Annotated in this window: 20 protein-coding genes; 16 read left to right on the forward strand and 4 right to left on the reverse strand. The window is 71.0% G+C overall.

The window, feature by feature from the left end; translation table 11 throughout:
• Window positions 1-316: 316 nt before the first annotated feature.
• The 7 genes from ACWD38_RS14550 (at window position 317) to ACWD38_RS14580 (ending at window position 10,803) form a co-directional block, all read left to right on the forward strand.
• Window positions 317-1,891: a DAK2 domain-containing protein gene (locus ACWD38_RS14550; RefSeq protein ID WP_343071548.1), complete on the forward strand. Its 1,575-nt coding sequence runs from the start codon at window positions 317-319 to the stop codon at window positions 1,889-1,891.
• A gap of 122 nt (window positions 1,892-2,013) precedes the next feature.
• A complete protein-coding gene (gene recG / locus ACWD38_RS14555; protein WP_450124219.1) occupies window positions 2,014-4,245 on the forward strand; it encodes an ATP-dependent DNA helicase RecG in 2,232 nt (743 codons plus the stop codon).
• Between the two features lie 282 nt (window positions 4,246-4,527).
• Complete coding sequence (locus ACWD38_RS14560; RefSeq protein WP_184481855.1) at window positions 4,528-7,905, forward strand: pyruvate carboxylase; 3,378 nt, start codon at window positions 4,528-4,530, stop codon at window positions 7,903-7,905.
• A gap of 195 nt (window positions 7,906-8,100) precedes the next feature.
• On the forward strand, window positions 8,101-8,898 hold the full coding sequence (locus tag ACWD38_RS14565) for an SAM-dependent methyltransferase (RefSeq protein WP_343071547.1): 798 nt from the start codon (window positions 8,101-8,103) through the stop codon (window positions 8,896-8,898).
• A 312-nt stretch (window positions 8,899-9,210) separates the two neighbouring features.
• Window positions 9,211-9,666, forward strand: coding sequence for a L,D-transpeptidase (locus ACWD38_RS14570; RefSeq protein ID WP_184481851.1), 456 nt, complete (start codon window positions 9,211-9,213; stop codon window positions 9,664-9,666).
• Between the two features lie 158 nt (window positions 9,667-9,824).
• The gene (gene rsmD, locus ACWD38_RS14575) at window positions 9,825-10,400 is read left to right on the forward strand and encodes a 16S rRNA (guanine(966)-N(2))-methyltransferase RsmD (RefSeq protein ID WP_184481849.1); all 576 of its coding nucleotides are present in this window, start codon (window positions 9,825-9,827) and stop codon (window positions 10,398-10,400) included.
• Between the two features lie 178 nt (window positions 10,401-10,578).
• Window positions 10,579-10,803, forward strand: coding sequence for a hypothetical protein (locus ACWD38_RS14580; protein WP_184481847.1), 225 nt, complete (start codon window positions 10,579-10,581; stop codon window positions 10,801-10,803).
• A gap of 54 nt (window positions 10,804-10,857) precedes the next feature.
• Here ACWD38_RS14580 and ACWD38_RS14585 read toward each other — a convergent pair whose 3' ends face one another.
• The 4 genes from ACWD38_RS14585 to ACWD38_RS14600 all read right to left on the reverse strand — a co-directional run bounded on the left by ACWD38_RS14585 (window position 10,858) and on the right by ACWD38_RS14600 (window position 14,596).
• Complete coding sequence (locus ACWD38_RS14585; protein WP_450124220.1) at window positions 10,858-11,760, reverse strand: hypothetical protein; 903 nt, start codon at window positions 11,758-11,760, stop codon at window positions 10,858-10,860.
• Window positions 11,761-11,856: 96 nt separating this feature from the next.
• Window positions 11,857-12,831: an aminoglycoside phosphotransferase family protein gene (locus ACWD38_RS14590; protein WP_184481843.1), complete on the reverse strand. Its 975-nt coding sequence runs from the start codon at window positions 12,829-12,831 to the stop codon at window positions 11,857-11,859.
• Window positions 12,828-13,583: an ABC transporter permease gene (locus ACWD38_RS14595; protein ID WP_184481841.1), complete on the reverse strand. Its 756-nt coding sequence runs from the start codon at window positions 13,581-13,583 to the stop codon at window positions 12,828-12,830. The genes ACWD38_RS14590 and ACWD38_RS14595 overlap by 4 nt, the downstream gene beginning before the upstream one ends.
• Window positions 13,583-14,596, reverse strand: a complete 1,014-nt coding sequence (locus ACWD38_RS14600) for an ABC transporter ATP-binding protein (protein ID WP_450124221.1) — start codon at window positions 14,594-14,596, stop codon at window positions 13,583-13,585. Before ACWD38_RS14600 ends, ACWD38_RS14595 begins: the two co-directional genes overlap by 1 nt.
• A gap of 267 nt (window positions 14,597-14,863) precedes the next feature.
• Here ACWD38_RS14600 and ACWD38_RS14605 point away from each other — a divergent pair, with 267 nt between their 5' ends.
• The 9 genes from ACWD38_RS14605 to coaD all read left to right on the forward strand — a co-directional run bounded on the left by ACWD38_RS14605 (window position 14,864) and on the right by coaD (window position 22,931).
• Window positions 14,864-15,889, forward strand: coding sequence for a methyltransferase (locus ACWD38_RS14605; protein WP_184481837.1), 1,026 nt, complete (start codon window positions 14,864-14,866; stop codon window positions 15,887-15,889).
• A gap of 162 nt (window positions 15,890-16,051) precedes the next feature.
• Complete coding sequence (locus tag ACWD38_RS14610; RefSeq protein WP_184481835.1) at window positions 16,052-16,204, forward strand: hypothetical protein; 153 nt, start codon at window positions 16,052-16,054, stop codon at window positions 16,202-16,204.
• Window positions 16,205-16,299: 95 nt separating this feature from the next.
• A complete protein-coding gene (locus ACWD38_RS14615; RefSeq protein ID WP_450124222.1) occupies window positions 16,300-17,193 on the forward strand; it encodes a T3SS effector HopA1 family protein in 894 nt (297 codons plus the stop codon).
• Entirely contained in the window at window positions 17,190-17,837 is a 648-nt protein-coding gene (locus ACWD38_RS14620; RefSeq protein ID WP_184481831.1) for a hypothetical protein, read from the forward strand. Before ACWD38_RS14615 ends, ACWD38_RS14620 begins: the two co-directional genes overlap by 4 nt.
• Complete coding sequence (locus ACWD38_RS14625) at window positions 17,834-18,415, forward strand: flavoprotein (RefSeq protein ID WP_184481830.1); 582 nt, start codon at window positions 17,834-17,836, stop codon at window positions 18,413-18,415. Before ACWD38_RS14620 ends, ACWD38_RS14625 begins: the two co-directional genes overlap by 4 nt.
• Window positions 18,405-20,396, forward strand: coding sequence for a prolyl oligopeptidase family serine peptidase (locus ACWD38_RS14630; RefSeq protein WP_450124223.1), 1,992 nt, complete (start codon window positions 18,405-18,407; stop codon window positions 20,394-20,396). Before ACWD38_RS14625 ends, ACWD38_RS14630 begins: the two co-directional genes overlap by 11 nt.
• 144 nt (window positions 20,397-20,540) lie before the next feature.
• Window positions 20,541-21,749 carry a sensor histidine kinase gene (locus ACWD38_RS14635; RefSeq protein ID WP_450124224.1) on the forward strand — a complete coding sequence of 403 codons (1,209 nt, stop codon included), beginning with the start codon at window positions 20,541-20,543 and terminating at the stop codon, window positions 21,747-21,749.
• Window positions 21,746-22,363, forward strand: a complete 618-nt coding sequence (locus ACWD38_RS14640) for a response regulator (RefSeq protein ID WP_184481824.1) — start codon at window positions 21,746-21,748, stop codon at window positions 22,361-22,363. The genes ACWD38_RS14635 and ACWD38_RS14640 overlap by 4 nt, the downstream gene beginning before the upstream one ends.
• A gap of 73 nt (window positions 22,364-22,436) precedes the next feature.
• A complete protein-coding gene (coaD, locus tag ACWD38_RS14645) occupies window positions 22,437-22,931 on the forward strand; it encodes a pantetheine-phosphate adenylyltransferase (protein WP_184481822.1) in 495 nt (164 codons plus the stop codon).
• The last annotated feature ends 139 nt before the right edge of the window (window positions 22,932-23,070 follow it).

Consider the following 23,070-nt stretch of genomic DNA (forward strand, 5'->3'; position numbering starts at 1 on the left):
GGGTGCCCTGGGTCATCGCCACCCGGGACCCGATAAGCCTACCCCACGCCCTGATCGGGCCCGTCGGCCCCTGACCCGGGGCGCCGGAAGCGCTCCGCGGCATCGTGCGAGGTCGCCCGCGCGCGGAGCCGGGCGGGGTGGTCGGCGCGGGCGCCCGGCCTCCGGTGATGATCTTCGATCCGCTGCGCCGGGCGCCGGGCGAGGACGGCTCAGGCGTCCTATCAGAAGGATCTTTCGTCAGCGGGGAAGCCGCTGAGGTTCCGCTGAGCGACCAGCAGCGAAGGTCATCCTGAAAGGACCCCTTAGGCTTCGCGGTGTGGTGGGGAGTCCGGAGGCGCTGCCGGAGTTCGGCGCGGAAGCGGCGCGGCGGTGGGCGCGGGAATCGGTGGCGGCGCTGGCGCGGGATCGCGCCGCGCTCGACCGGATCAACGTGTACCCCGTGGCGGACGGCGACACCGGGACGAACCTGCTGCACACGATGCGCGCGGCGCTGGAAGCGACCGAGCGGGTGCCGGACGGGCGGCTGGGCGAGGTGCTCGCGGCGCTCGCGGAGGGTGCGGTGTCCGGGGCGCGCGGCAATTCCGGGATGCTGCTCTCGCAGGTGCTGCGGGGGATGGCGGAGCAGCTGCGGGACGCGGCGGCGATGGACGGATCGGCGTTGCACGACGCGTTGCACCATGCGGATGTGCTCGCGACGGACGCCGTCGCGGAACCCGTCGACGGCACGATGCTGTCGGTGCTGCACGCGGCGGCAGAGGAATCGTCCGGCGCCGCCGGGCTGGGCGAGTCCGTGCGCGCGGCCGCGCTGGCCGCGATCGGCGCGCTGGAGCGCACCACCGCGCAGCTGCCCGCGCTGGCCGCGGCGGGAGTGGTGGACGCGGGCGGCCGAGGGCTGGTCGTGCTGCTCGACGCGTTGCACTCGGTGGTGCACGGAGTGCGGCTCGCGCCGGAACCGCCGACCGGCCACGTCGAACTCCCCGCCGAGCACGGCGGCTACGCCTACGAAGTGATGTACCTGCTCGCCGACGCCGAACCGGCCGGTGTGGACCGGCTGCGCTCCGTGCTGGCGGAACTCGGCGACTGCGTGTCCGTGGTCGGCGACGGCGCGGGCGGATGGGCCGTGCACGTGCATTGCGACGACATCGGTGGCGCCATCGAAGCGGGCGTGGAGACCGGCAGGCCCAGCCGCATCCGGGTGCAGCGGTTCGCCGACCAGACCGCCGCGCACCCGGTGGGGCACGCGATCCTGGCCTGCGTCGCGGGCGCCGAGCTCGCCGAGCTGTTCCGCGCGGAGGGCGCCGAGGTGTTCGAGCTGCGCCCGGCGGATCCCTCGGTGCCGGAGCTGGTCGCGGCGATCGAGCGGACTCGCGCCGCGCACGTCGTGCTGCTGCCCAACGGCGAGGCGATCACCGAACTCGCCGAGCTGGCCGCGAAGCGCGCCGTCCGGGACGGCCGCGACGTCGTCGTCGTGCCCACCGCGTCCCCGGCGCAGGGCCTGGCGGCGCTGGCCGTGCACGATCCGTCGCGCCGCAGCTCGGACGACGCGGTGGTGATGGCGGAGGCCGCCGCGGCGACCCGGCGCGGCGAACTGCGCATCGCCGAGTCGGAGGCGTTGACCTGGGCCGGTCGCTGCGTGCCCGGCGACGTGCTGGGGCTGGTGGACGGCGAGGTCGTGCTGCTGGGCCGGGATTTCCTCGCGGTGGCGCGGGATCTGGTGGATCGGATGCTCGCGGCGGGCGGCGAGCTGGTGACGGTGCTGGTGGGCGACGGCGCTCCGGAACCGGTGTCGGCGGAGCTGGTCGAGTACTTGGCGAAGCACCGCCCGGAGGTGGAGTGCGTCAGCTACCCGGCGGGCGGTTCCCCGGCGGCGCTGCTGCTGGGCGTCGAGTAGCGCGGCGGGCGCGGAATCGTCCGGCGCGGCGCGGATTCGGTGAACCGGTCCGACCGCGGCCCGCGTTCGTCCGATAACTTCGAGCCAGGTACCGGCACAGCAGGCGACACGGGCAGGGCGGGATGACCACTTCGGAGACGGGGCTCGACCGGGTGCTGGGCGCGAAGACCGGGCAGGCGCTCGAATCGTCGCTCGGACTGTCCACTGTGGGCGATCTGCTGCGGCACTACCCGCGCCGCTACGCCGAACGCGGTGAGCTCACCGCCATCGCCGGACTGGAGCTCGACGAGCACGTGACGGTGCTGGCGAAGGTCGAACGGGTCTCGAAGCGGACCATGAAATCCCGCCGCGGCACCATCGTCGAAGCTCGCATCACCGACGGGCATCGCTCGCTGACCTGCACTTTCTTCAACCAGGCGTGGCGGGAGCGGGAGCTGCTGCCCGGACGGCAGGGCATGTTCGCCGGCAAGGTCACCGCCTACCGGGGCTCGTTCCAGCTCGCCCACCCCGAGTACCAGCTGTTCGACGGCGAGGACGCGGAGCAGGCCGGTTCGGTGGCGGAGGAGTTCGCGGCGGCGCTGATCCCGGTCTACCCGTCGGCGCAAGGACTTCCGTCCTGGTCGATCTCCCGCTGCGTGCGCCAGGTGCTCGACACCTGGGACGGCGCGGACGATCCGCTGCCCGAGGTGTTGCGCACCGAACATCGGCTGCTGGGGCTGGAGACGGCGCTGCGCAAGATCCACCGGCCGCAGGACCAGAGCGAGGTCGCCGCCGCGCAGAACCGGCTCAAGTGGGACGAGGCGCTGGCGGTGCAACTGGTGCTCGCACGGCTGCGCGAGACGGCGCACGAACATCCGGCGCCGTCCTGCCCGCGCCGCGAGGACGGGCTGCTCGCGGAGTTCGACCGCAGGCTCCCGTTCCAGCTCACCGCGGGGCAGACCGAGATCGGCACCGAGATCGCCGCCGACCTGGCCACCGAGCAGCCGATGAACCGGCTGGTGCAGGGCGAGGTCGGCTCCGGCAAGACCGTCGTGGCGTTGCGCGGCATGTTGCAAGTGGTGGACGCGGGCCGTCAGGCCGCGATGCTGGCGCCGACCGAGGTGCTGGCGTCCCAGCACGCCCGGTCGCTGGCGGAGCTGCTCGGCGAGCTGGGCGCGGCGGGTCAGCTCGGCGCGGCCGAGCAGTCCACCAAGATCACCCTGCTCACCGGTTCGCTGCCCGCCGCGGCGCGCAAGAAGGCGTTGTTGGAGGCGGCCTCCGGGGAGGCGGGCATCGTCGTCGGCACCCACGCGCTGATCCAGGACAGGGTGTCGTTCGCCGACCTCGGCCTCGTCGTCGTCGACGAGCAGCACCGGTTCGGCGTGGAGCAGCGGGACGCGCTGCGGGCTCGCGGCGGGGCGGAATCCGCGCCGCACGTGCTCGTGATGACGGCGACGCCGATCCCGCGGACCGTGGCGATGACCGTGTACGGCGACCTGGAGACCTCCGCGCTGCGCGAGCTGCCCAGCGGGCGTTCGCCGATCAGCACCAGCGTGGTGCCGGTCGCGGAGAAGCCGACGTGGCTGGACCGCGCGTGGGAGCGCGTCCGGGAGGAGGTCGCCGCCGGGCACCAGGTGTACGTGGTGTGCCCGCGCATCGGCGACGACGAGCAGAACCCGCCGAAGAAGGGCGGGAAGAAGCCGCGCACCGACGACGGGGTGGAGGAACCGGAGGACGCGGGCGCGGGTTCCGACGAGCGCCGCCCGCCGCTGGCCGTGCTCGACGTGGCGGAGCGGCTGCGCCAGGGACCGCTGGCGCAGCTGCGGATCGGCGTGCTGCACGGCAGGTTGGCCGCCGACGACAAGGACGCGGTGATGCGCGGCTTCGCCGACGGGAAGCTGGACGTGCTGGTGGCCACGACCGTGGTCGAGGTCGGCGTGAACGTGCCGAACGCGACCGTGATGGTGATCATGGACGCGGACCGGTTCGGGGTGAGCCAGCTGCACCAGCTCCGCGGGCGCGTCGGACGTGGTTCGGCGCCGGGGCTGTGCCTGCTGGTGAGCGAGGCCATGGGCGGCACCTCCACCCGGGAGCGGCTGGACGCGGTGGCCTCCACGACGGACGGCTTCGAACTGGCCCGGCTCGACCTGGAGCTGCGCCGGGAAGGGGACGTGCTGGGCGCGGCCCAGTCCGGGCGCCGGTCGGGGCTGAAGATGTTGTCGCTGCTGCGCGACGAGGACGTCATCGCCGAAGCGCGGGACGAGGCGCAGCGCTACGTCGCCGACGATCCGCAGCTGCGGCAGCACCCGGGCCTGGCGCGCATGGTCGCGGAGGTCGTCGACGAGGACCGCGCGGGCTACTTGGAGAAGAGCTGACGCCCGGACTTGCGTAACCGGGCGGGGGGCGGGCGCGTTTCCGTGGCGGGGAACGCGCCGGAGGTGAACACCGCCCTCCGTGCGGCGGTGGGATCTCCGTCCCGATCATTCCGGAAACGGAAGAATCGTGGATTTTCTTTCCGCAAGGTCTTGTGCGGGGTCGTCGTAATCGCAGGTCAACATCACCGAATGATGTGGGTCACCCACTGATCCTCTCGGCAGGCGGAATTTTCGCGGTACGGTTTCGCCGACCGTCCGACACCTGTCCAGGAGGTAGCCGGCATGTTTCGCAAGGTCCTCGTCGCCAACCGTGGCGAAATCGCGATTCGAGCCTTCCGCGCGGGCTATGAGCTCGGCGCGGGCACCGTCGCGGTGTTCCCGCACGAAGACCGCAACTCGTTGCACCGCTTGAAGGCCGACGAGTCCTACGAGATCGGCGAGCCCGGACATCCCGTCCGCGCCTACCTGTCGGTCGACGAGATCATCAAAGCGGCGCAGACCGCGGGCGCCGACGCGATCTACCCGGGTTACGGCTTCCTGTCGGAGAACCCGGACCTGGCCAAGGCGTGCCACGACGCGGGCATCACCTTCGTCGGACCGAGCCACGACATCCTCGAGATGACGGGGAACAAGGCCACCGCCGTCGCCGCCGCCCGCGAGGCGGGCGTGCCGGTGCTGGACTCCTCAGCCCCCTCCGCGGACATCGACGAGCTCATGTCCGTCGGCGAATCCCTCCAGTTCCCCGTGTTCGTCAAGGCCGTCGCCGGTGGCGGTGGTCGCGGCATGCGCCGCGTCGCCGAGTTCGGCGCGCTGCGCGAAGCCCTCGAAGCCGCCATGCGCGAAGCGGAGTCCGCCTTCGGCGACCCGACGGTGATCCTCGAGCAGGCCGTGGTGAACCCGCGGCACATCGAGGTGCAGATCCTCGCCGACCAGGCCGGCAACGTGATCCACCTCTACGAGCGGGACTGCTCGGTGCAGCGTCGGCACCAGAAGGTCATCGAGATCGCGCCCGCCCCGAACCTGGACCCGGAGCTGCGCGAACGCATCTGCGCCGACGCGGTCGCCTTCGCCCGCAAGATCGGCTACGTCAACGCGGGCACCGTCGAGTTCCTCGTCGACGAGCAGGGCAGGCACGTGTTCATCGAGATGAACCCGCGCATCCAGGTCGAGCACACCGTCACCGAAGAGGTCACCGACGCCGACCTCGTGCAGTCGCAGCTGCGCATCGCCGCCGGTGAGACGCTCGCCGACCTCGGCATGACGCAGGACGAGGTGCGGCTGCGCGGCGCCGCGCTGCAGTGCCGCATCACCACCGAGGACCCCACCAACGGGTTCCGCCCGGACACCGGCATGATCAGCGCCTACCGCTCGCCGGGCGGCGCCGGAATCCGGCTCGACGGCGGCACCGCGTTCGCCGGGACCAGCATCAGCGCGCACTTCGACTCGATGCTGGTGAAGCTGTCCTGCCGCGGGCGGAACTTCCCGACCGCCGTGGCCCGCGCCCGGCGCGCCCTCGCCGAGTTCCGGATCCGCGGCGTCGCGACGAACATCCCGTTCCTGCAGGCGGTGCTGGACAACGACGACTTCGCCGAGGGGCGCGTGACGACCTCGTTCATCGAGGAACGTCCGCACCTGCTCACGGCGCGCCACTCCGCGGACCGCGGCACCCGGCTGCTGAACTACCTGGCCGACGTCACCGTGAACCAGCCCAACGGGTCGCGGCCGACCGTTCCGGACCCGGTGTTCAAACTGCCCGACATCGACCTGACGGCACCGCCGCGGCAGGGGTCCAAGCAGCGGCTCACCGAGCTCGGCCCGGAGGGCTTCGCGCGCTGGATGCGGGAATCCGACGCCGTAGGCGTCACCGACACGACCTTCCGCGACGCCCACCAGTCGCTGCTGGCGACCCGGGTGCGCAGCAAGGACCTGCTGGCCGTGGCGCCGCACGTGGCGCGGATGACGCCGGAGCTGCTGTCGCTGGAGTGCTGGGGCGGCGCCACCTACGACGTGGCGCTGCGGTTCCTGGCGGAGGACCCGTGGGAGCGGCTGGCGAAGCTGCGCGAGGCGGTGCCCAACATCTGCCTGCAGATGCTGCTGCGCGGGCGCAACACCGTCGGCTACACGCCGTACCCCACCGAGGTGACCGAGCACTTCGTGCAGGAGGCCACCGACACCGGCATCGACATCTTCCGGATCTTCGACGCGCTCAACGACATCGAGCAGATGCGCCCGGCGATCCGGGCCGTGCGCGACACCGGGAAGTCCGTGGCCGAGGTGGCGCTGTGTTACACCGGCGACCTGCTGGACCCGGCCGAGAAGATCTACACGCTGGACTACTACCTGCGGCTGGCCGAGCAGATCGTCGACGCGGGCGCGCACGTGCTGGCGATCAAGGACATGGCCGGGTTGCTGCGCGCTCCGGCCGCGGCGGAGCTGGTCACCGCGCTGCGCAGGGAGTTCGACCTGCCGGTGCACCTGCACACCCACGACACGCCGGGCGGGCAGCTGGCGACCTACCTGGCCGCCGTGCAGTCCGGGGTGGACGCCGTCGACGGGGCTTCGGCCTCGCTGGCGGGCACCACCTCGCAGCCCGCGCTGTCCTCGGTGGTCGCCGCCACCGACCACACCGACCGCGCCACCGGGCTGGACCTGCGCGCGGTGTGCGACCTGGAGCCGTACTGGGAGTCGGTGCGCAAGATTTACCTGCCCTTCGAGGCGGGCCTGGCCGCGCCGACGGGGCGGGTGTACCGGCACGAGATCCCCGGCGGTCAGCTGTCGAACCTGCGCACCCAGGCCGTCGCGCTCGGCCTCGGCGACAAGTTCGAAGAGATCGAGGCCATGTACGAGGCCGCGGACCGCATCCTCGGCAGGCTGGTGAAGGTCACGCCGTCCTCCAAGGTCGTCGGTGACCTGGCGCTGCACCTGGTCGGGGCCGGGGTCGACCCCGCCGACTTCGAGGCGGAGCCGCGCCGGTTCGACATCCCCGACTCGGTCATCGGCTTCCTGCAGGGCGAGCTGGGCGAACCGCCGGCGGGCTGGCCGGAGCCGTTCCGCACCCGGGCGCTGGAAGGGCGCACGGGGGAGCGCGCGCTGGCCGAGCTCACCGCGGAGGACCGCACCGGGCTCGTGGAGGACCGGCGCGCCACCCTCAACCGGCTGCTGTTCGCCAAGCCGACCAAGGAGTTCACCGAGCACCGCGAGGCCTACGGGGACACCTCGCTGCTGCGCAGCAAGGACTTCTTCTACGGGCTGCGCCCCGGCGAGGAGTACTCCGTGGACCTCGACCAGGGCGTGCGGCTGCTCATCGGCCTGGAGGCGATCAGCGAGGCCGACGAGCGCGGCATGCGCACGGTGATGGCGATCCTGAACGGGCAGCTGCGCCCCATCCAGGTGCGGGACCGCTCGGTGGCCACGGACCTGCCGGTGGCGGAGAAGGCGGACCGCGGCAGCCCCGGCCACGTGCCCTCGCCGTTCGCGGGTGTCGTCACGCTCGCGGTGGCCGAGGGCGACGAGGTGAGCTCCGGGCAGACCGTCGCGACCATCGAGGCGATGAAGATGGAGGCCGCGATCACCGCTCCGCAGGCGGGCCGGGTCAAGCGGCTGGCCATCGGCAAGGTGCAGCAGGTGGAAGGCGGCGACCTGATCATCGAGATCGGCTGACGGTCTTCCAGCGCTGGTGGCGCAGGTGCTCCGGGCACCTGCGCCACCGGTGTTCCCGGGGTCGTGACCGGCGACCGGGGCGTGTTGCGCGATCGTGCAGGTACCGTTTGCATCGTTGCGGTCTCCGCGAGGCGGGCGGGGACCGCGTGCCCGGTGAGACTCGCCGCCGGGCGCGAAGCGACGGAGGAAACCGTGGTGGAGCTGCCCCGAGGTGCCGACATCAGCAAGTCGAGCGCGTCCCGGATCTACGACTACGGCCTCGGCGGCTCGCACAACTTCGCGGTCGACCGCAGGGTCCTCGACGAGATCAAGAAGATCTACCCGGCGACGCCGCAGCCCGCGCGGGACAACCGCGCCTTCCTCGGCCGCGCCGTGCGGTACTGCCTGCAGGCCGGGATCCGGCAGTTCCTCGACCTCGGTTCCGGCATGCCGACCGTCGGCAACGTGCACGAGATCGCGCAGCGCGACGCCCCGGAGGCGCGCGTGGTCTACGTGGACATCGACTCCGTCGCCGTCGCCTACAGCCGATCGCTGCTCGAAGGGAACTCGAACACGCGCGTGCTGCACGCCGACATGCGCGAACCGGAGTCGATCCTCGCCGACCCCGACGCGCTGGAGCTGCTCGACTTCGACGAGCCGGTCGCGGTGCTGATGGTGGCCATGACGCACTACCTCACCAAGGAGGACGACCCGGCCGCCGCGCTCGCCGCGTACCGCGAGGTGATGCGGCCCGGCTCGTTCCTGGTGTTCTCGCACATGACGGCCGACGACTACCCCGAGGTGCACCGCACGGCGGAGGCGTTCAACGCGGGCAGCTCGGAGCAGCTGGTGCTGCGGTCCCGCGAAGAGATCACCGGGCTGCTGGCCGACTTCGACTTCGTCGAGCCCGGCCTGGTGTACCCGGCGCAGTGGCGCCCGGACGGCCCACCGGCGGCGGGCCACGACCCGTCCCGCGCCGCCTGCTACGCCGCCGTAGCGACCCCGCGCAGCTGACCCCGGCCAGGTTCGGCGGAGGCGGCACGGCGCGGTTCTCGTGACGGACCTCTCCCATCGTGCTCGAACCCGCTCGGAACGATGGCGGACCGTGCGCGATCACGTGCCCGACGTGGTTCCGGTGGTGAATGCGTTGCAGCGCAAGGTGAATTCGATCTCGGGTGATCGGAAACCCCAGGACGAAAGGGGTTTATGCGTCCGATGAGATGAAAGTGTTGGTGCTGAGCGCAATTCCAGGACCGCAGTGTGTTCGAACCCCTGTGCCTGTGGCACTGTGGAGTGAACTGCGAAGGCAGGAAGGACGTGAAGCCCATGCGCAACGTGAACAAGCGTCTCGGCAGAGTGGCCACCGTGGCCGCCCTGGTCGCCGGGGGTGCGCTCACCGGTGCCGCCGCCTACGCGGACGCCGGCGACGTGACGCCGTGCCAGGCGACGGCGAAGGCCTGCGTGGACCTGTCGTCCAAGCAGGCCTGGCTGCAGGAGAACGGCACGGGCTTCTACGGCCCGGTACCGCTGACCTCCGGCAAGGTCGGCGCGGAAACACCGGTCGGGACGCACCAGGTGCTCTGGAAGGACGCCGACCACCGCAGCACCGAGTTCAACAACGCGCCCATGCCGAACTCGGTGTTCTTCACCAAGACCGGGGTCGCCTTCCACGAAGGCAGCCTCGAACAGGAGTCCAACGGCTGCATCCACCTGTCGACGACCGCGTCGAAGAAGTTCTTCGACTCGCTCAACCCCGGCGACGAGGTCCAGGTCGTCCAGTAGCGGCGTCGTCCGGCGCGGACGATTCCCCGGGGGCTCCGCCGGGAGGTCACCGACCGGCATCCGAGAACCTACGAGCAGGGGCGGTACCCGAGGGTGCCGCCCCTGCTCGCGTGCGCACCCGTGCCCGCGACGCCCGCGGCCGGTGCGAAGATGTCCCGGTGACGCGGATCGTGGCAGGCAGTGCGGGAGGCCGTCGGATCGAGGTCCCGCCGCGCGGGACCCGCCCCACCTCGGACCGGGTCCGGGAAGCCGTGTTCAGCGCCCTCGAAGCGGCCGTCGACCTCGACGGCGCTCGGGTGCTCGACCTCTACGGCGGCTCCGGCGCGCTCGGTCTCGAAGCGCTCTCCCGCGGGGCCGGGCACGCCACCTTCGTCGAGGCCGACCGGCGGGCCGCGCAGATCATCCGCCGCAACGCCGGCACCCTCGGATTCCGCGACGTCGCCGTCGAACAGGCCAAGGCCGAGACCGCACTCGCGACCCCGCCCGCCGAGCCCTACGACCTGGTGCTCGCCGACCCGCCCTACGACCTCGACCCCGCCCGGCTGGCCCAGGTCCTGGCCGCGCTGGCCACCGGCGGCTGGACCGCGCCCGGCGGACTCGTCGTCCTGGAGCAGTCGACCCGCACCGGCGACCCGGCGTGGCCCGCCCCGCTCATCCCGGACCGCACCCGCCGCTACGGCGACACCGCCGTGCACTGGGCCCACCTCGAAGAAGACCCCGAACCCGCCGACTAGCCGAGCCGCGCTCGCATGACACCTGTCATGCGGGAGGCGACATGGATGCCACACGGGTCGATGACGTTGTCGACTACTCGGCGTGCACCGGTCGGACGAGCATGGGAGCCACCCCCGCAGCGGATCGCCCGCTCGATGGCGAAGCGGTGGCTTCCGCACGTACCGAAAGGACTGACCCGTGTCGAATCTGCTGGTGGACATGGTCCGGATCACGCTCGCTCCGACGCTCAAGCGCGAGGCTCTCGCCCAGTCGGTCAACGTCGTGGTCATCGCGCCGCTGCTGTTCTTCGTCACCGACAACCCGGTCGTGCAGTACGGGCTGCTGGCGGTGATCCTGACCTGGGCGATCGTGCGCGTGGCACTGGTCGCGGCGCGCTCGAAGCAGCGCGAGGACGCCCACTGACCGCCCGTTCGGGAACGACCCCGCCCGCCGCCGTCGATCGGCAGGCGGGCGCGCTCACGCGGGGGAGACGATCTGCGCTCCCGCCTCGTCGATCAGCTGCGCCGAGGCCCGCAGGTAGTCGTCGAGCTCGTCGCTCCACCCGACGTAGGCGGCGAAGTCGTGCACGTGGCCGAGCACGCCGAGCACGGCCACCGGTCCGGCCGTGGCGGGCAACTCCCTGCCGTATCCGGTGATGAGCGCCTCGTGGGCCTGCCGGTACGACGTGCCGGTGTGCAGGCCGATGCTCGGTTCGGTACCGGCGCAGAGTTCGAACAACGACGCCAGGAACCACTCCAGGTCCCAGCTGCGGTCGCCCGTCACGCAGTCGGCCCCGATGCGCAGCGTGCAGCGGGAGTCGCCGCTGACCACCACCGCTCGCGGGGTGGCGCTGCCGTGCAGCAGAACTTCGCCGCTCCCGTCCGAGGGCGGTTCCGCGGCCCAGGAGCGCAGCCGCTCGCACCGGCGCCGCCCGAGCACCGCCTGCATCCGCGCGTGCAAGCGCGCCGGCGCGAACTGCGGCGAAGTTCCGTGCAGCAGGCGGATCACGGCGGGCGAAGGCCAGGCGCGCGCGGCCGCAGGGACCGGAGCGTCGTGGGCCGTGCGCAGCAGTGCCCCCGCTCGTTCCACCGCGTCGAGGACCCCGTCTCCGGTGCCGTCCAGGAACGCCTGGGCCAGCGAGGTGGAGCCGGGAGCACGGTAGGACAACGCGCTACCGTCCTGCCGCGCCACCGCGAGGCCCGGCAGCGCTCGCCACGAGTCCAGCGATGAGAGTCGCGGCGCGGGCCGGGGCGGTGCGGCACTGCCCGCGCGCAACGACCAGGTGAACCACCCGTCCTCGGCGTGGTGCACGGTGGTGTGCTGCAGGCCGGTCCGCCATTGGCGCACCGGTTCGTCCCGCAGCGGTGGGTCTTTCGGCACGTCGGCCACCTCCGGCGACGGCGGCCGGGCGGCGAGGAATCCCGGCCGTCGAGTTCTCCAAGTCCTGTCGCGCGCCGAGCCGGGAACACCCGTGCTTCAACGCAGCAGTCCGGCCACGCGGTCGCGGTTGCGAGTGATGGCGAGCGCCGCCTGCAGCAGCACGTGCGCGGTCGCACCGACTTTGCCCATCAGTGCGGCCTGCACTTGGGCGCGGCACAGCACCTTCACGGCGGTGAGCAGCACGAGGTCGTCGAGGTCCGCGACCTCGGCCCCGGCGTCGGCGTACGCCGCGAGCATCGTCGCGACGCACTCCCACGCCCGGTTCATCCCCTCGGACAGAGCGCGGCCGATGTCCGCGGCGGTCGGGCCCGCGGTGGCCAGCCGGTCCTGCACCGAGACCGCGATCAGGGCCCCCACCGCCCCGGCCAGGTCCTCGATCGGATCTCCGGCCCCGCCGAGCTCCCAGTCGATGAACAGAACCGATCCGTCCCGCCGCAGCCGGATGTTGTCCGGCTTGCAGTCCCCGTGGACCAGAGTCCGGGCCTTCGGCGGACGAGCGGCGGCGGTTTCCAGCAGGTCTCGCGCATCGCGGTGCTCGTCGAGGACGCGGAGCACCTGGACCGTGCCGATCGGCATCGCGGCGTGCTGCTCGGGGGTGAGCGGGAAGAACCGCGGCCGTTCCGGCCGAGCATCGGGGAGCCGGACCGGCGCCCGGTGGCCGTGCATCGCGGCGAGCGCTCGCCCCACACCGGTCAGCGGCGGCGCCTCCCACCGCCGCAGCAGCCGGTCGTGCAGGCTTTCGGCGGTGGGATCGCAGGCGGTGACGAGCATCGCCGAGTCGGCGCGCAACGACCGGTCCGCGATCGGCCGGTTGTCGACGCGGACATCGGCGGCGCACCGGGCCACGGTCGCCTCGTGCTCCAGCGGTGTCGACGGGCGGGCGACCTTGAGCACGTAGCGCGACCCGTCGCGTTCGGTGAGGCGGACCCGGTCGTGGTGGGGGATGCGCTCGGCCGTGTCCCAAGCCGTGTCCCACGGGCACGAGTCGTGGGCGGGCGCGTGGCCGGTCATTTCCGGGCGTCCCAGCGGAAGAACCGGCGCGCGGCGTAAGAGAAGATCACCAGCCAGATCAGCACGGCACCGGCGCCGATCGCGAACCACGTCCCGGCGGGCAGTTGCACGCCGAGTTGCGGGCCGCCCCATGCCTTGAAGATCATGTCCACATTGGACACAAGGGGGCCGACGAGTGCGATCCGGCCCAGCAGCGGATCGTTGACCGCCGTGATCAGCGCGGCACCACCGAGCGCCACTCCCAGCAGCGGCATCATCGTGAACTGCGCCCGCTCCGGTGTCGCGGTGACTGCGCTGGTCACCGTGCCCGCCACGGTCGCCACGACGATTCCGCTGACCAGGGCCACCACCAGCACTCCGGGTTGACGCGGCATCGGGGCCCCCATCGCGAGGATCCCGCCGAAGTAGATCAGCGACTGCACCAGGCCGGCGACGACGGCGGGGGACAGCAGCCCGATCAGCAGCCCCGCGTCCGGGATGCCGCTGGTGCGGAACCGCTTGAGCGCCAGCGTCTGGCGCCGCGCGGTCAGCGTGCTCGTCGAGATGAAGTACACCGTGATGCACAGGATCGCCACGCAGTTGCGCGCCGCGATGGCGGCCCACGCCTCGGGGGTCTGCGGCTTCTCCACCACGCCCGCCATGAAGACCAGCACGGCTGGCAGCAGCAGCACCAGCGCCACCATGGTGCGCTGTCGAACCAGCAATGCCAGCTCCGACAGAGCCAGGCCGATCGTCGGTTTGATTCCGCGCATCAGTTCCGCGCTCCTTCGGCTCGCACAGCGGTGTCGCCGAACGCGGAGTCGTTCCGCGGCACGGCCATGAACACTTCCGACAAGCTCGCCGGGCTCGCCCGGAGCTCGTCGAGGTAGACGTCGTGCTGCCTGGCCCAGTCGAGCAACCGGGTCAGGTCCCGCTGCAACTGCCGGGTTTCCAGGCTCAGGAAGACCTGGGCTCCTTCGGTGGTGAGGGTGAGCTCACCGAGGACCTCGCGGTCGAGACCGCCGAGCACGTGACCGGGCAGCGACGTGGACACCGCGCTGATCCTCGCGGGCACGGTGGCCAAGACCTCCGACATGGTGCCGGCGACCGCGACGCGCCCGGAGTTCATGATCGCTACCCGGTCCGCCAGGGCTTCGGCCTCCTCCAGGTAGTGCGTCGTGAGCAGGATCGTCGCGCCGTCGTCCCGGATTCGCTGCACGACCTGCCACAGCTGGTCGCGCGACTGCGGATCCAGGCCGGTGGTGGGTTCGTCGAGGACGACGAACTCCGGCGATCCCCACACCGACATCGCGAAGTCGAGCCGGCGCTTCTCCCCGCCGGACAGCGAGGAGACGGGGACGTCGCGGCGTTCGACCAGGTGCACGAGATCCAACAGGCGGCTCGGGTCATCGTCCCGCGGGCTCAGCCGTTGCCACAGCTCCAGCATCTGCACGACGGTCATCTCGTCGATCAGCCCGGATTCCTGGAGCATGATCCCGGTGCGCGCCTGAACCTCGAACCGTTCCTGGAACGGCGAGTGGCCGAGCACCTCGACCGAACCCGAAGTGGGTTTGCGGAACCCTTCGAGCACTTCCAGCGTCGTGGTCTTACCTGCACCGTTGGTACCGAGCAGCGCGAACACCTCACCGCGCCGGATGGAGAAGCTCACGCCTTCGACGGCGACGAATTCGCCGTAGCGGTAGACCAGATCGCGCACGGATACCGTCGCGTCTTCCCGGTGGTGCGGAATGGCGCCGCGGGCCGCGGTGCCGTTGCTCATCGTCATGAAGGACATGGTGCTGCACGGCGCGTTTTTTGGGCAGAGGCGGAAGTAATGGAGTCTTATGACACTCGCGCCGCGACGTTGATGACGGATGTCAGTGTTGTTCCGTTACATCCGTTACTAGTGATCGTTTTTTTCGGAGGTCAGGATTGGTCGGCAACGGCGTCCGGTTCTGAGGGGTCAGGACGGTCGGCGGAAATAAATCCTGGGGGTGCCTAGCACGTGGATTTGCATGTAGAAGAGGCGACGGGCCGAAGAATAAGCGATGCGGTGGATGCTGCATCCGCGGGTGTTCCGGAAGCGGAATTGATCGGAGAGGTGGTCGGCCAGGCCGACCTGCTCGCTCCGATGGTGCTGCGGACGGCCGCGACGTTGCGGCTCGTGGACCTGGTCGAATCAGGCGCGGACACCGCACTGGACCTCGCCGGACGGCTCGATGCGGACGTCTACCGCGTGGACGTGCTGGTGGCGAACCTGGTCGACCTGGGAGTGCTGGTGCGCAGCGGGGATCGGCTCGCTGTGACCGGCAAGGGCGCCTTGCTCGGGTCGGAGCATCCGGCGCGGCTGCGCAGCCTGCTGGATTCCGACGGCTGCGCGGGGCGGGCCGACCTGGCCGCCACCTGGCTGAAGGACAGCGTGCTGCGCGGGGTGCCCGCGTACGAGCTGGCCTACGGGCGGGGGTACTGGGCGGACGTGGACGCGCGGCCCGAGCTCGCCGAACACCTGCAGTCCCTGCGCGTGCGGTCCGGGGTCTTCGACGAAGACCTGATCGTGGAGTCGCCGGACTGGGCCGCGGCCGACTCGGTGGTGGACGTCGGCGGCGGCGACGGGGGCCTGCTGTCCCGCTTGCTGCGGCGGCATCCGCACTTGAGCGGCAGCGTCGTCGACTTGCCTCCGTTCGCCGAGCACGCGGCGCGGCTGTTCGAGGAGCACGGGCTCGGTGACCGGGCCCGCGCGATCGGCGGGAGCTTCTTCGACCCGCTGCCGGCAGGGGCCGACGTGTACTTGCTGTCGAGCATTCTCTACGACTGGGACGACGACGCTGCGGTGCGCTTGTTGCGCAATTGCGCTAGCGCGGCCGGGTCATCGGGTTCGATCCTGGTGTGCGAGATAACCCTGGACGGGTGGGGTGAATTCCCGGACAACGGGACCAAACTCCGGATGGCTGCCATGGTGCCCGGCCGGGAACGGAGTCTCGCGCGATTGTCCGAACTCGCGAACGCCGCGGGTCTGACGTTGTCCGGGCAGCGCGGTCCGACGCGCTATCGCAGTTATCAGCGATTCCAGGTTTCTTGAGATCTTGCGTTCTGATCGGATGCGCCCATTTTGTGCGCGTCTTGAGAACGCTATTCACTTCAGCGCGTCCAGAACGCCGCTGAGGGCTTCGGCCGACTCGGCAAAGTCGACCGAAGCAGTGCAGTGAAACAAATAAGATCCGTACAGATGGGATGGTACGTCATGAATGCTTCTGAGGCAATCTTCGGCGACGTTTTCGAGGCCGTCAGCACCGACGCGGCGGCGCTGAGCGCCACCGAGCACTCGGTGTCGGTGGAGAACGCGGACACCCCCACCTCGGCGCCCTGCGTGATCACGGTCGCCGGCGGCTGCTGATGCCGCGCTGTCTCGCACCCGCCCCCGCGCGGGCGGGTGCGAGACAGCACTCCCCACGCGAGTCCGGGGCTGGAGACTAAGGAGCGCCAGCGGTGATGCGCACCGACGAGGTCGGCTCGGCCTTGAACGACGAGGTCCGGCGGTGGGCCGAGCAGGTCCGCGCTCACGTGTCCCGGACCGGGGCCGCAGGGCTGCGGCGCGAATCCGACGGCGCCGTCGTGAACGCTGCGGACGGCACTTCGGTCGCGGTGGTCCGGAGCTGGCTCTACCACGACGTCCACCTGACCGGGAACGCTCCGGAGACCACCACTGCCGACGAACGCGTCCTCGGACGACTCGTCGCCGCGGTGGACGGGTCGTATCCGAGCACCGGATGGCACCCGATCGGACCGCCGCAGGGCGGAAACCGGCAGATTCGACGGCACGGGGTGCGACTGCTGGTCCCGGTATCGAGCGCGACCCCTGGTCCGGAGCCGGGAACGCTGACCGTCGCACTGCCCCGATCGCAGCGGGCCCCGCTGGTCGGATGGTTCGGAGTGGTGAGCGCCTGGGGAGAGCCCGCCCGGCTGGAGAACCGGATCTACTTGCACCTGGCAGACGTCGGAGACGGGTGCGCCGAGGTGCTCGAGGCCCTCGACGCGCTGCGCGAAGTCCGGTGGCGCGCGAAGTTCTGCACCTCGACCGGGGCGGGCGACCGCCCGGACAACGTGGTGATCTACCTGGCCGCGGCGCGGCGTGCCGATGTGCTGGCGGCGTTGATGCGGGCGCGTCCCGCGCTGGCCGACCCCGTGCCGGGCTTCGCGTTCCGCTGCGGCACCGGCATCGCGAGCGCCCACGGCGCGCTCGCCGGCGGGGAGCACAGCTTCGGGGTCGAGGTGGCCCACCTGTTCGCCACGTTCCTGGTCGAGGCAGGCCGAGAGGGGCGACCGGTGCGCGCCGAACGGCTCGTCGAACAGCTACGCCCGCACGTTCTGGAGGAACCCGCATGACGTCGCCCGCCGCGGTGCGCTTCACCGACGCGCCGCACCCCCCGGAGCATGCGAGGTCGCTGCTGGCGGAGTTGTCGACCGAGCATCCGCCCGATCCCGGCGTCGTCGAGCTGCTGGTGTCCGCGGCTCCGTCGATCGCGCGCGGCCCCGGCGAGCACGCCCGGCTCGATCGGCCGCCGGACGAACTCGTGGAGCGGGCACGCCGATTCCTCGCCGAGGAGTCCGTGCGCGAAGTCGTCCCGGACGCGGCCGTCGCGGTCGAAGCGGACGACACCGGGCCGGTTCCCGCCGCAGCCGTGGGTTTCACCTCGATCTTCGTGCTCGGTTCGGCTGAAGGCGTCGTCGTGCAGGTGCAGCGGCCCGGACCGCGCTGGCAGCAGGACGCCGTCGCCCACCGCCTCGTCGCCGACGCGTTGCTGCTGTCCACCGCTTTCACCGCTGGGAGCAAGGTCGCCGCACCCGCGTTGCGCGAGCTGACGGACCGGCTGGCCCGAGGTACGCCGGTGCGCCCGCCGGTGGTCGCTTACCACCTGCTGGATCGCGTGCGGGCCGCTGTACGCGGGGGAGTCGAACCGGTGCGGATGGCAGCGCACCTGTCCACGGCGGCGGCGTTGCTCGACGGCGGACAGCGGAGGTGGACGTGACCGCGACGTTTCCCGAAATCGAACTCCCCCGCGGAAACCTGCTGCTCATCGGAACCGGTTCGATCATGGTGTCGGTGCTCCCGGCCTGGGTGATGGTCCTGCGGGACCGCTACGGCTGGAACATCACTGGGTGCGTGACCCGGACCGCGGCGGAGCTGGTGCGGCCGGCCGCGCTGGCCGCGGCGTGCGGGCGCCCCGTCATCGGCCCCGGTTGGGATGCCGGAACCGGCGAGGTCGTCCACCGGTGGGCGGCGGAGTGGGCGGACCTGGTGCTGGCGGCACCGGCGACGAACAACTTCCTCGCGAAGTGCGCGCACGGCTTCAGCGACGACGTCGCGAGCGCCACCGTCGCGTTCACCGAGGCACCGGTGGTGCTGGCGCCTGCGTTGGGGCGGCGCCTGCTGAGCGCACCGGCGACCGAGCGGAACCTGGCGCTGCTGGCGGGCGACGGTCGCGCGTTGGTACCGACCACCACCGGCCGAGCGGCGTTCAACGGCGCGGCCGAGCCGGGGATGATGCCTGATCTGCCCGCCGTGCTCGACGTCGTGGCGAAGGCGGTGCGCTCGAATGCCGCGTGACCCTGGAGCTCTCGTCGACGTCGAAGACCGGCACCGGTGGCTGGAGGACCTCGGTGACGAGCGCACCACTCGGTGGCTGGACGAGCAGCGGCGGCACCTGACGGGCTGGACCGACGCCCGCCGAGATCGGATCGACGCGGTGCGGAGGCGGCTGCAGGCGTCGCTCGGCACCGGCGCGCAGCGAATCCCGGTGCTGCGAGGAGCGCGGAAGTTCATCGCCGCGGCCGACGGCGCCGACCCGGTGCTGAAGGTGATCGAGGACGGCCGCGCGCGGGTGGTGTGGTCGGGTGCGGGCGCCGGGCGGCCGGACGCGCTGCTCGGTGCGTGGAACGTGAGCCACGAGGGCACCCGGATCGCGGTGTGCACCTCGAATCCGGGCGAGGAGCGGACGGTGCTGGACGTGGTCGACGTGGCGACCGGCGCCCTGCTGGACGGCCCCGTCCAGCGGGTGCACCCGGGATCCGCGGTGTGGCTGCCCGGCGGCGAGGAGTTCGCCTACGTGGTCTCCGCCGAGTCCGGCGAGCGTTGCCGGCGTGCGGTGCACCGGCACCGGGTGGGCGCGCCCGCGAACGAAGACGTCCTCCTGCTGGATGCGGGCGAGTGGGCCACCGCAGTGTTCGACCTGCAACTCGCGCCGGGCAGCGACCGGCTCGTGGTGCACGTCGGCGACGGACCTGGTTCGGCGCAATCGATGTGGCTGGTCGACCTCGTGGCGTCGAGTGCGGCGGTTCTCGTCTCCGACGAGACGGCTTCCGGGCGCTACCGGGGCCGGGTTGAGGCGGACGGCCACCTGTACATCATGACCACTGTGGACGCTCCGTTCGGTCGGATCGTGCGGGTGGACCCGGCGAGCCCGGCGCGGGAGAACTGGGACGTGGTCGTCCCCGAGCATCCGGGGAAGGCGTTGCGGCACTTCTGCTTCCTGCCGGGAGATGCCCCGCGCTTGGCGGTGCTGGCGCAGGACCGCGCGCGGTCCGAACTGCGCGTGCACCCCGCGGACGGGACGGGCGAACCGGTGGAGGTGGCACTGCCGGGCGTCGGGACCGTCACCGAACTGGCGTCGGTGCCGGAGCGGCCTGACGTGCTGGCGTTCACCTGGACGAGCTTCAGCACCCCGCCGTCGGTGCGGGTCGCCGACCTCGCGACCGGGGCCCACCCGGCTGCGGGGGAGGCGCAGGATCGCGCGGAACCGACGGTGCGGCAGGTCCACGTGCGCTCTGCGGACGGGACCGCGGTGCCCATGTTCGTGCTGGGAGACACCTCCGGCGGGCCGAAACCCGCGTTGCTGACCGGATACGGCGGATTCGGCGTGAACCAGGTGCCGTCCTATTCCGCCGCCGCGTTGGAATGGGTGCGGGCCGGGGGGATCTGGGCGAAGGTCTTGGCGCGCGGCGGCGCGGAGCTGGGTGCCCGGTGGCACCACGACGGGCGCCGTGAGCACAAGCGGCGCACCTTCGACGACTTCGAGGCCGCGGCCGAGCACTTGATCGGAGAAGGCTGGACCACGCCGTCCCGGCTCGCCGCTACCGGGACCTCCAACGGCGGCCTGACCGTCGCGGCGGCCGTCACTCGACGCCCGGACCTGTTCGCCGCGGCCAGCTGCTGGTCCCCGCTGTGCGACATGGTGCGCTACGACCGGTTCGGTGCCGCTGCGCTGTGGATCGACGAATACGGCTCGCCCGAGGTCGCCGAAGAGCTCGGCTGGCTCGCCGCCTACTCGCCGTACCACCGGGTCGAGGACGGGTGCCGGTACCCGGACGTGCTGCTGCTGGCCTCGGCCGGTGACGTCCGGGTCGACGCGTGTCACGCCCGGAAGATGTGCGCGCGGTTGCAGGAGGCTTCTCCTGTAACGCGGACGATGCTGGTGCACGACTCCGCCGCGGGCCACGAGAGCACTCCGGTGGCGGATCTGGTCCGGGCGGCGAGCGTGGATCTGGTCTTCCTCGCGGAGAAGACGGGGTTGCGGATCGGGGACGGCTGATCAGGGACGAGAAGTCTCTTTCCGGGGTGGCGTTCGGAGTGCGGATCGGATAAGGGCGAAACGTTTTCGGCGGTGGTATCGGTGCATGGTTTCGACATTGCGAAAAGCGCAACTTTTCCGGTATGTCCGTGCTAGTCTCGGTCAGTGGCAGAATTTCGGACCCCGCTCGATCCGCCGCATCCGGTGGATCGGAGCACCTTGCGCTGGATCGAGGGCTATGCTGCTCTGACTCAATCAGCGCTGGCGCTCATCGCGGGATTTCTGCCGCTGCAACAACTTCTCGGCGAGCGGCAATGGAGTGGGGGAGATACCGCCAAAACCCTCCTCCTGGTGGTGTCCACCGGATGTTCGCTGTGGTTGTTGGGGCGTTCTTTGTTCCCGGGAAAGCATCCGCGCCGTGCGCACATCCGGGTGATCGGTACGGTCGCGGCACTGATCTTCTGGGCGTTCGACGGGCCGGTCGCAGAATCGGCGTGGATCAGCGCCTTGCCGATCGCCGTCGGCATCATCACCTGGGTCGAATCGGAGCAGTCCTGGCGCGCCGCCGTGGTGCGGATCGCCGCCGGGTGCTCCCTGGTCGTCCTGGTGGGCGTGGCGGCGGGTGCCGGCAGCGGGCGGTCGATCGCGGTGGCCGGGATGGGCGCGGGCATCTGCGCAGGACTGACCACCGCGGTGCTCTGCCAGAACTGGGTGAGCAGGCTGGTGCTCACGCTGGACCAGCTGCGGGCGGTCTCCGCCGATCTCGCGGTGGCGCGTGAACGGCTGCGCTTCGCCGGGGACCTCCACGACATCCAGGGCCAGCACCTGCAGGTGATCGCACTGGAGGCCGGACTCCTCCCGAAGCTGCTGGCAAAGGACCCCGATGCGGCGGTCGAGCGGGCGCGGCGGCTGCAATCTCTCGCCACTGCCGCGCTGGATGAGATGCACGCCGTAGTGCACGATTATCGAGCGGTTCACCTGGCGGAGGAACTGGCCAACGCGGTACGCGTTCTGGAATCTGCGGGAGTCGGCACGCGCATCGACGGTTCGGCCGAGGACATACCGGAGTCGATCGCGCCGATGTTCGGATTGCTGATACGCGAGGGCGTGACGAACATAATCCGGCATTCGCGCGGTTCGAGCTGTTCGGTCACCATTTCGGCGCAACCCGACTATCGGGTCACCATTCTGAACGATGGGGTTTCAGGTGGAGTCGAAGGTGCCGGCCCGGATCGCGGGATCGCGGGATTGCAGGACAGGTTCGCGGAACTGGGAGGAACTGTGCGGCATCGATGTAGGAATGGCCGGGAGCACGAGCTGTCGGGAATGATCCCGGCGGGCGCGACGGCGAACTGCGGTGAGGGGCGCCGATGAGCGGGGCGAACATTCGAGTGGTGCTCGCCGACGACGAGAACCTGCTGCTGGACTCCCTCTCGCTGCTGCTGTCGCTCGAGGACGACCTGGAAGTGGTGGCCCAGGCGTGCACGGGGGCCGAGTCGATCGAAGCGGTGCGCGAGCACCAGCCGGACGTCGCCATCCTCGACCTGGACATGCCGGTGCTGGACGGGTTGTCGGCCACGGCCGAGATCCTGCGGGAAGTACCGCTGGTGAAGATCGTGCTGCTGACCCGGCACGCCCGGCCGGCCGCGCTGCGCCGCGCGCTCGCCTCGGGAGCGGCGGCGTTCGTGACCAAGACGACCTCCAGCGAGGAACTCCCGCGGATCATCCGGACCGTCAACCAGGGCGGTCGCTACGTCGACTCGCGCATCGCCAGCGCCGCGCTGACCGAAGGCGACTGCCCGCTGACCGCCAGGGAGTTGGAAGCGCTGCGAGAGGCCTTGGACGGCGCCACCGTGAACGTGATCGCGGAACGCGTCCACCTCGCGCCGGGGACCGTGCGCAACTACCTGTCTTCCGCGATGACCAAACTGCACGCGGTGACCCGGGTCGAAGCGGCGAAGAAGGCGTGGGACGAGGGGTGGATCTGACCGGTCGAGGCCGCGGTGACCCCCGCCACGTCCGGCCTGAGGGCGGGGGCCGCCGGTGCTAACGTCCCGCCTCATGAGGCGTGCCGTGTGCCCAGGCTCCTACGACCCGGCCACCAACGGTCATCTCGACATCATCGAGCGGGCCGCGGGCCTGTTCGACGAGGTGGTCGTCGCGGTCCTGGTGAACAAGAGCAAGCGCAGCCTGTTCTCCGTCGACGAGCGGCTGGAGATGCTGCGCGAGGTCACCGCGCCGTGGCCGAACGTGCGCATCGACTCCTGGCACGGCCTGCTGGTGGACTACTGCCAGACCAACGGGATCGCCGCGATCGTCAAGGGCCTGCGCGCGGTCAGCGACTTCGACTACGAGCTCCAGATGGCGCAGATGAACCAGCGCCTGTCCGGGGTCGAAACGCTGTTCATGTCGACCAACCCGCTCTACAGCTTCCTGGCGAGCTCCCTGGTCAAGGAGGTCGCCACCTACGGTGGTGACGTGGCCAGCCTGGTGCCGCCGAAGATCGAGCAGCGGTTGGTGCAGCGCGTCCAGGAACGCAACGCCGAAGGCTCTTGATCGCCCTGCTCTTTGATCTTGACTTGCGTGGCGGGGTCGCTCAGCGGAACCTCAGCGGTTTCCTCGCTGCGGGATCTTTTTCCCAAGTGGCTCCGCCACGAGGGAAAAAGCTGTCCTCGCGAGGAAACCGCTGAGAACC

It is taken from the genome of Saccharopolyspora sp. NPDC002578 (assembly GCF_053592695.1).

Bases quoted from the DNA above. Each gene is read 5' to 3' on its own strand.
- ACWD38_RS14570 (WP_184481851.1), top strand. From the start codon at position 9,211: ATGCGCAACGTGAACAAGCGTCTCGGCAGAGTGGCCACCGTGGCCGCC.
- ACWD38_RS14560 (WP_184481855.1), top strand. From the start codon at position 4,528: ATGTTTCGCAAGGTCCTCGTCGCCAACCGTGGCGAAATCGCGATTCGA.
- ACWD38_RS14615 (WP_450124222.1), top strand. From the start codon at position 16,300: ATGCGCACCGACGAGGTCGGCTCGGCCTTGAACGACGAGGTCCGGCGG.
- ACWD38_RS14590 (WP_184481843.1), bottom strand. From the start codon at position 12,831: ATGACCGGCCACGCGCCCGCCCACGACTCGTGCCCGTGGGACACGGCT.
- ACWD38_RS14595 (WP_184481841.1), bottom strand. From the start codon at position 13,583: ATGCGCGGAATCAAACCGACGATCGGCCTGGCTCTGTCGGAGCTGGCA.
- ACWD38_RS14620 (WP_184481831.1), top strand. From the start codon at position 17,190: ATGACGTCGCCCGCCGCGGTGCGCTTCACCGACGCGCCGCACCCCCCG.
- ACWD38_RS14610 (WP_184481835.1), top strand. From the start codon at position 16,052: ATGAATGCTTCTGAGGCAATCTTCGGCGACGTTTTCGAGGCCGTCAGC.
- coaD (WP_184481822.1), top strand. From the start codon at position 22,437: ATGAGGCGTGCCGTGTGCCCAGGCTCCTACGACCCGGCCACCAACGGT.
- ACWD38_RS14630 (WP_450124223.1), top strand. From the start codon at position 18,405: ATGCCGCGTGACCCTGGAGCTCTCGTCGACGTCGAAGACCGGCACCGG.
- ACWD38_RS14600 (WP_450124221.1), bottom strand. From the start codon at position 14,596: ATGACGATGAGCAACGGCACCGCGGCCCGCGGCGCCATTCCGCACCAC.
- ACWD38_RS14640 (WP_184481824.1), top strand. From the start codon at position 21,746: ATGAGCGGGGCGAACATTCGAGTGGTGCTCGCCGACGACGAGAACCTG.
- recG (WP_450124219.1), top strand. From the start codon at position 2,014: ATGACCACTTCGGAGACGGGGCTCGACCGGGTGCTGGGCGCGAAGACC.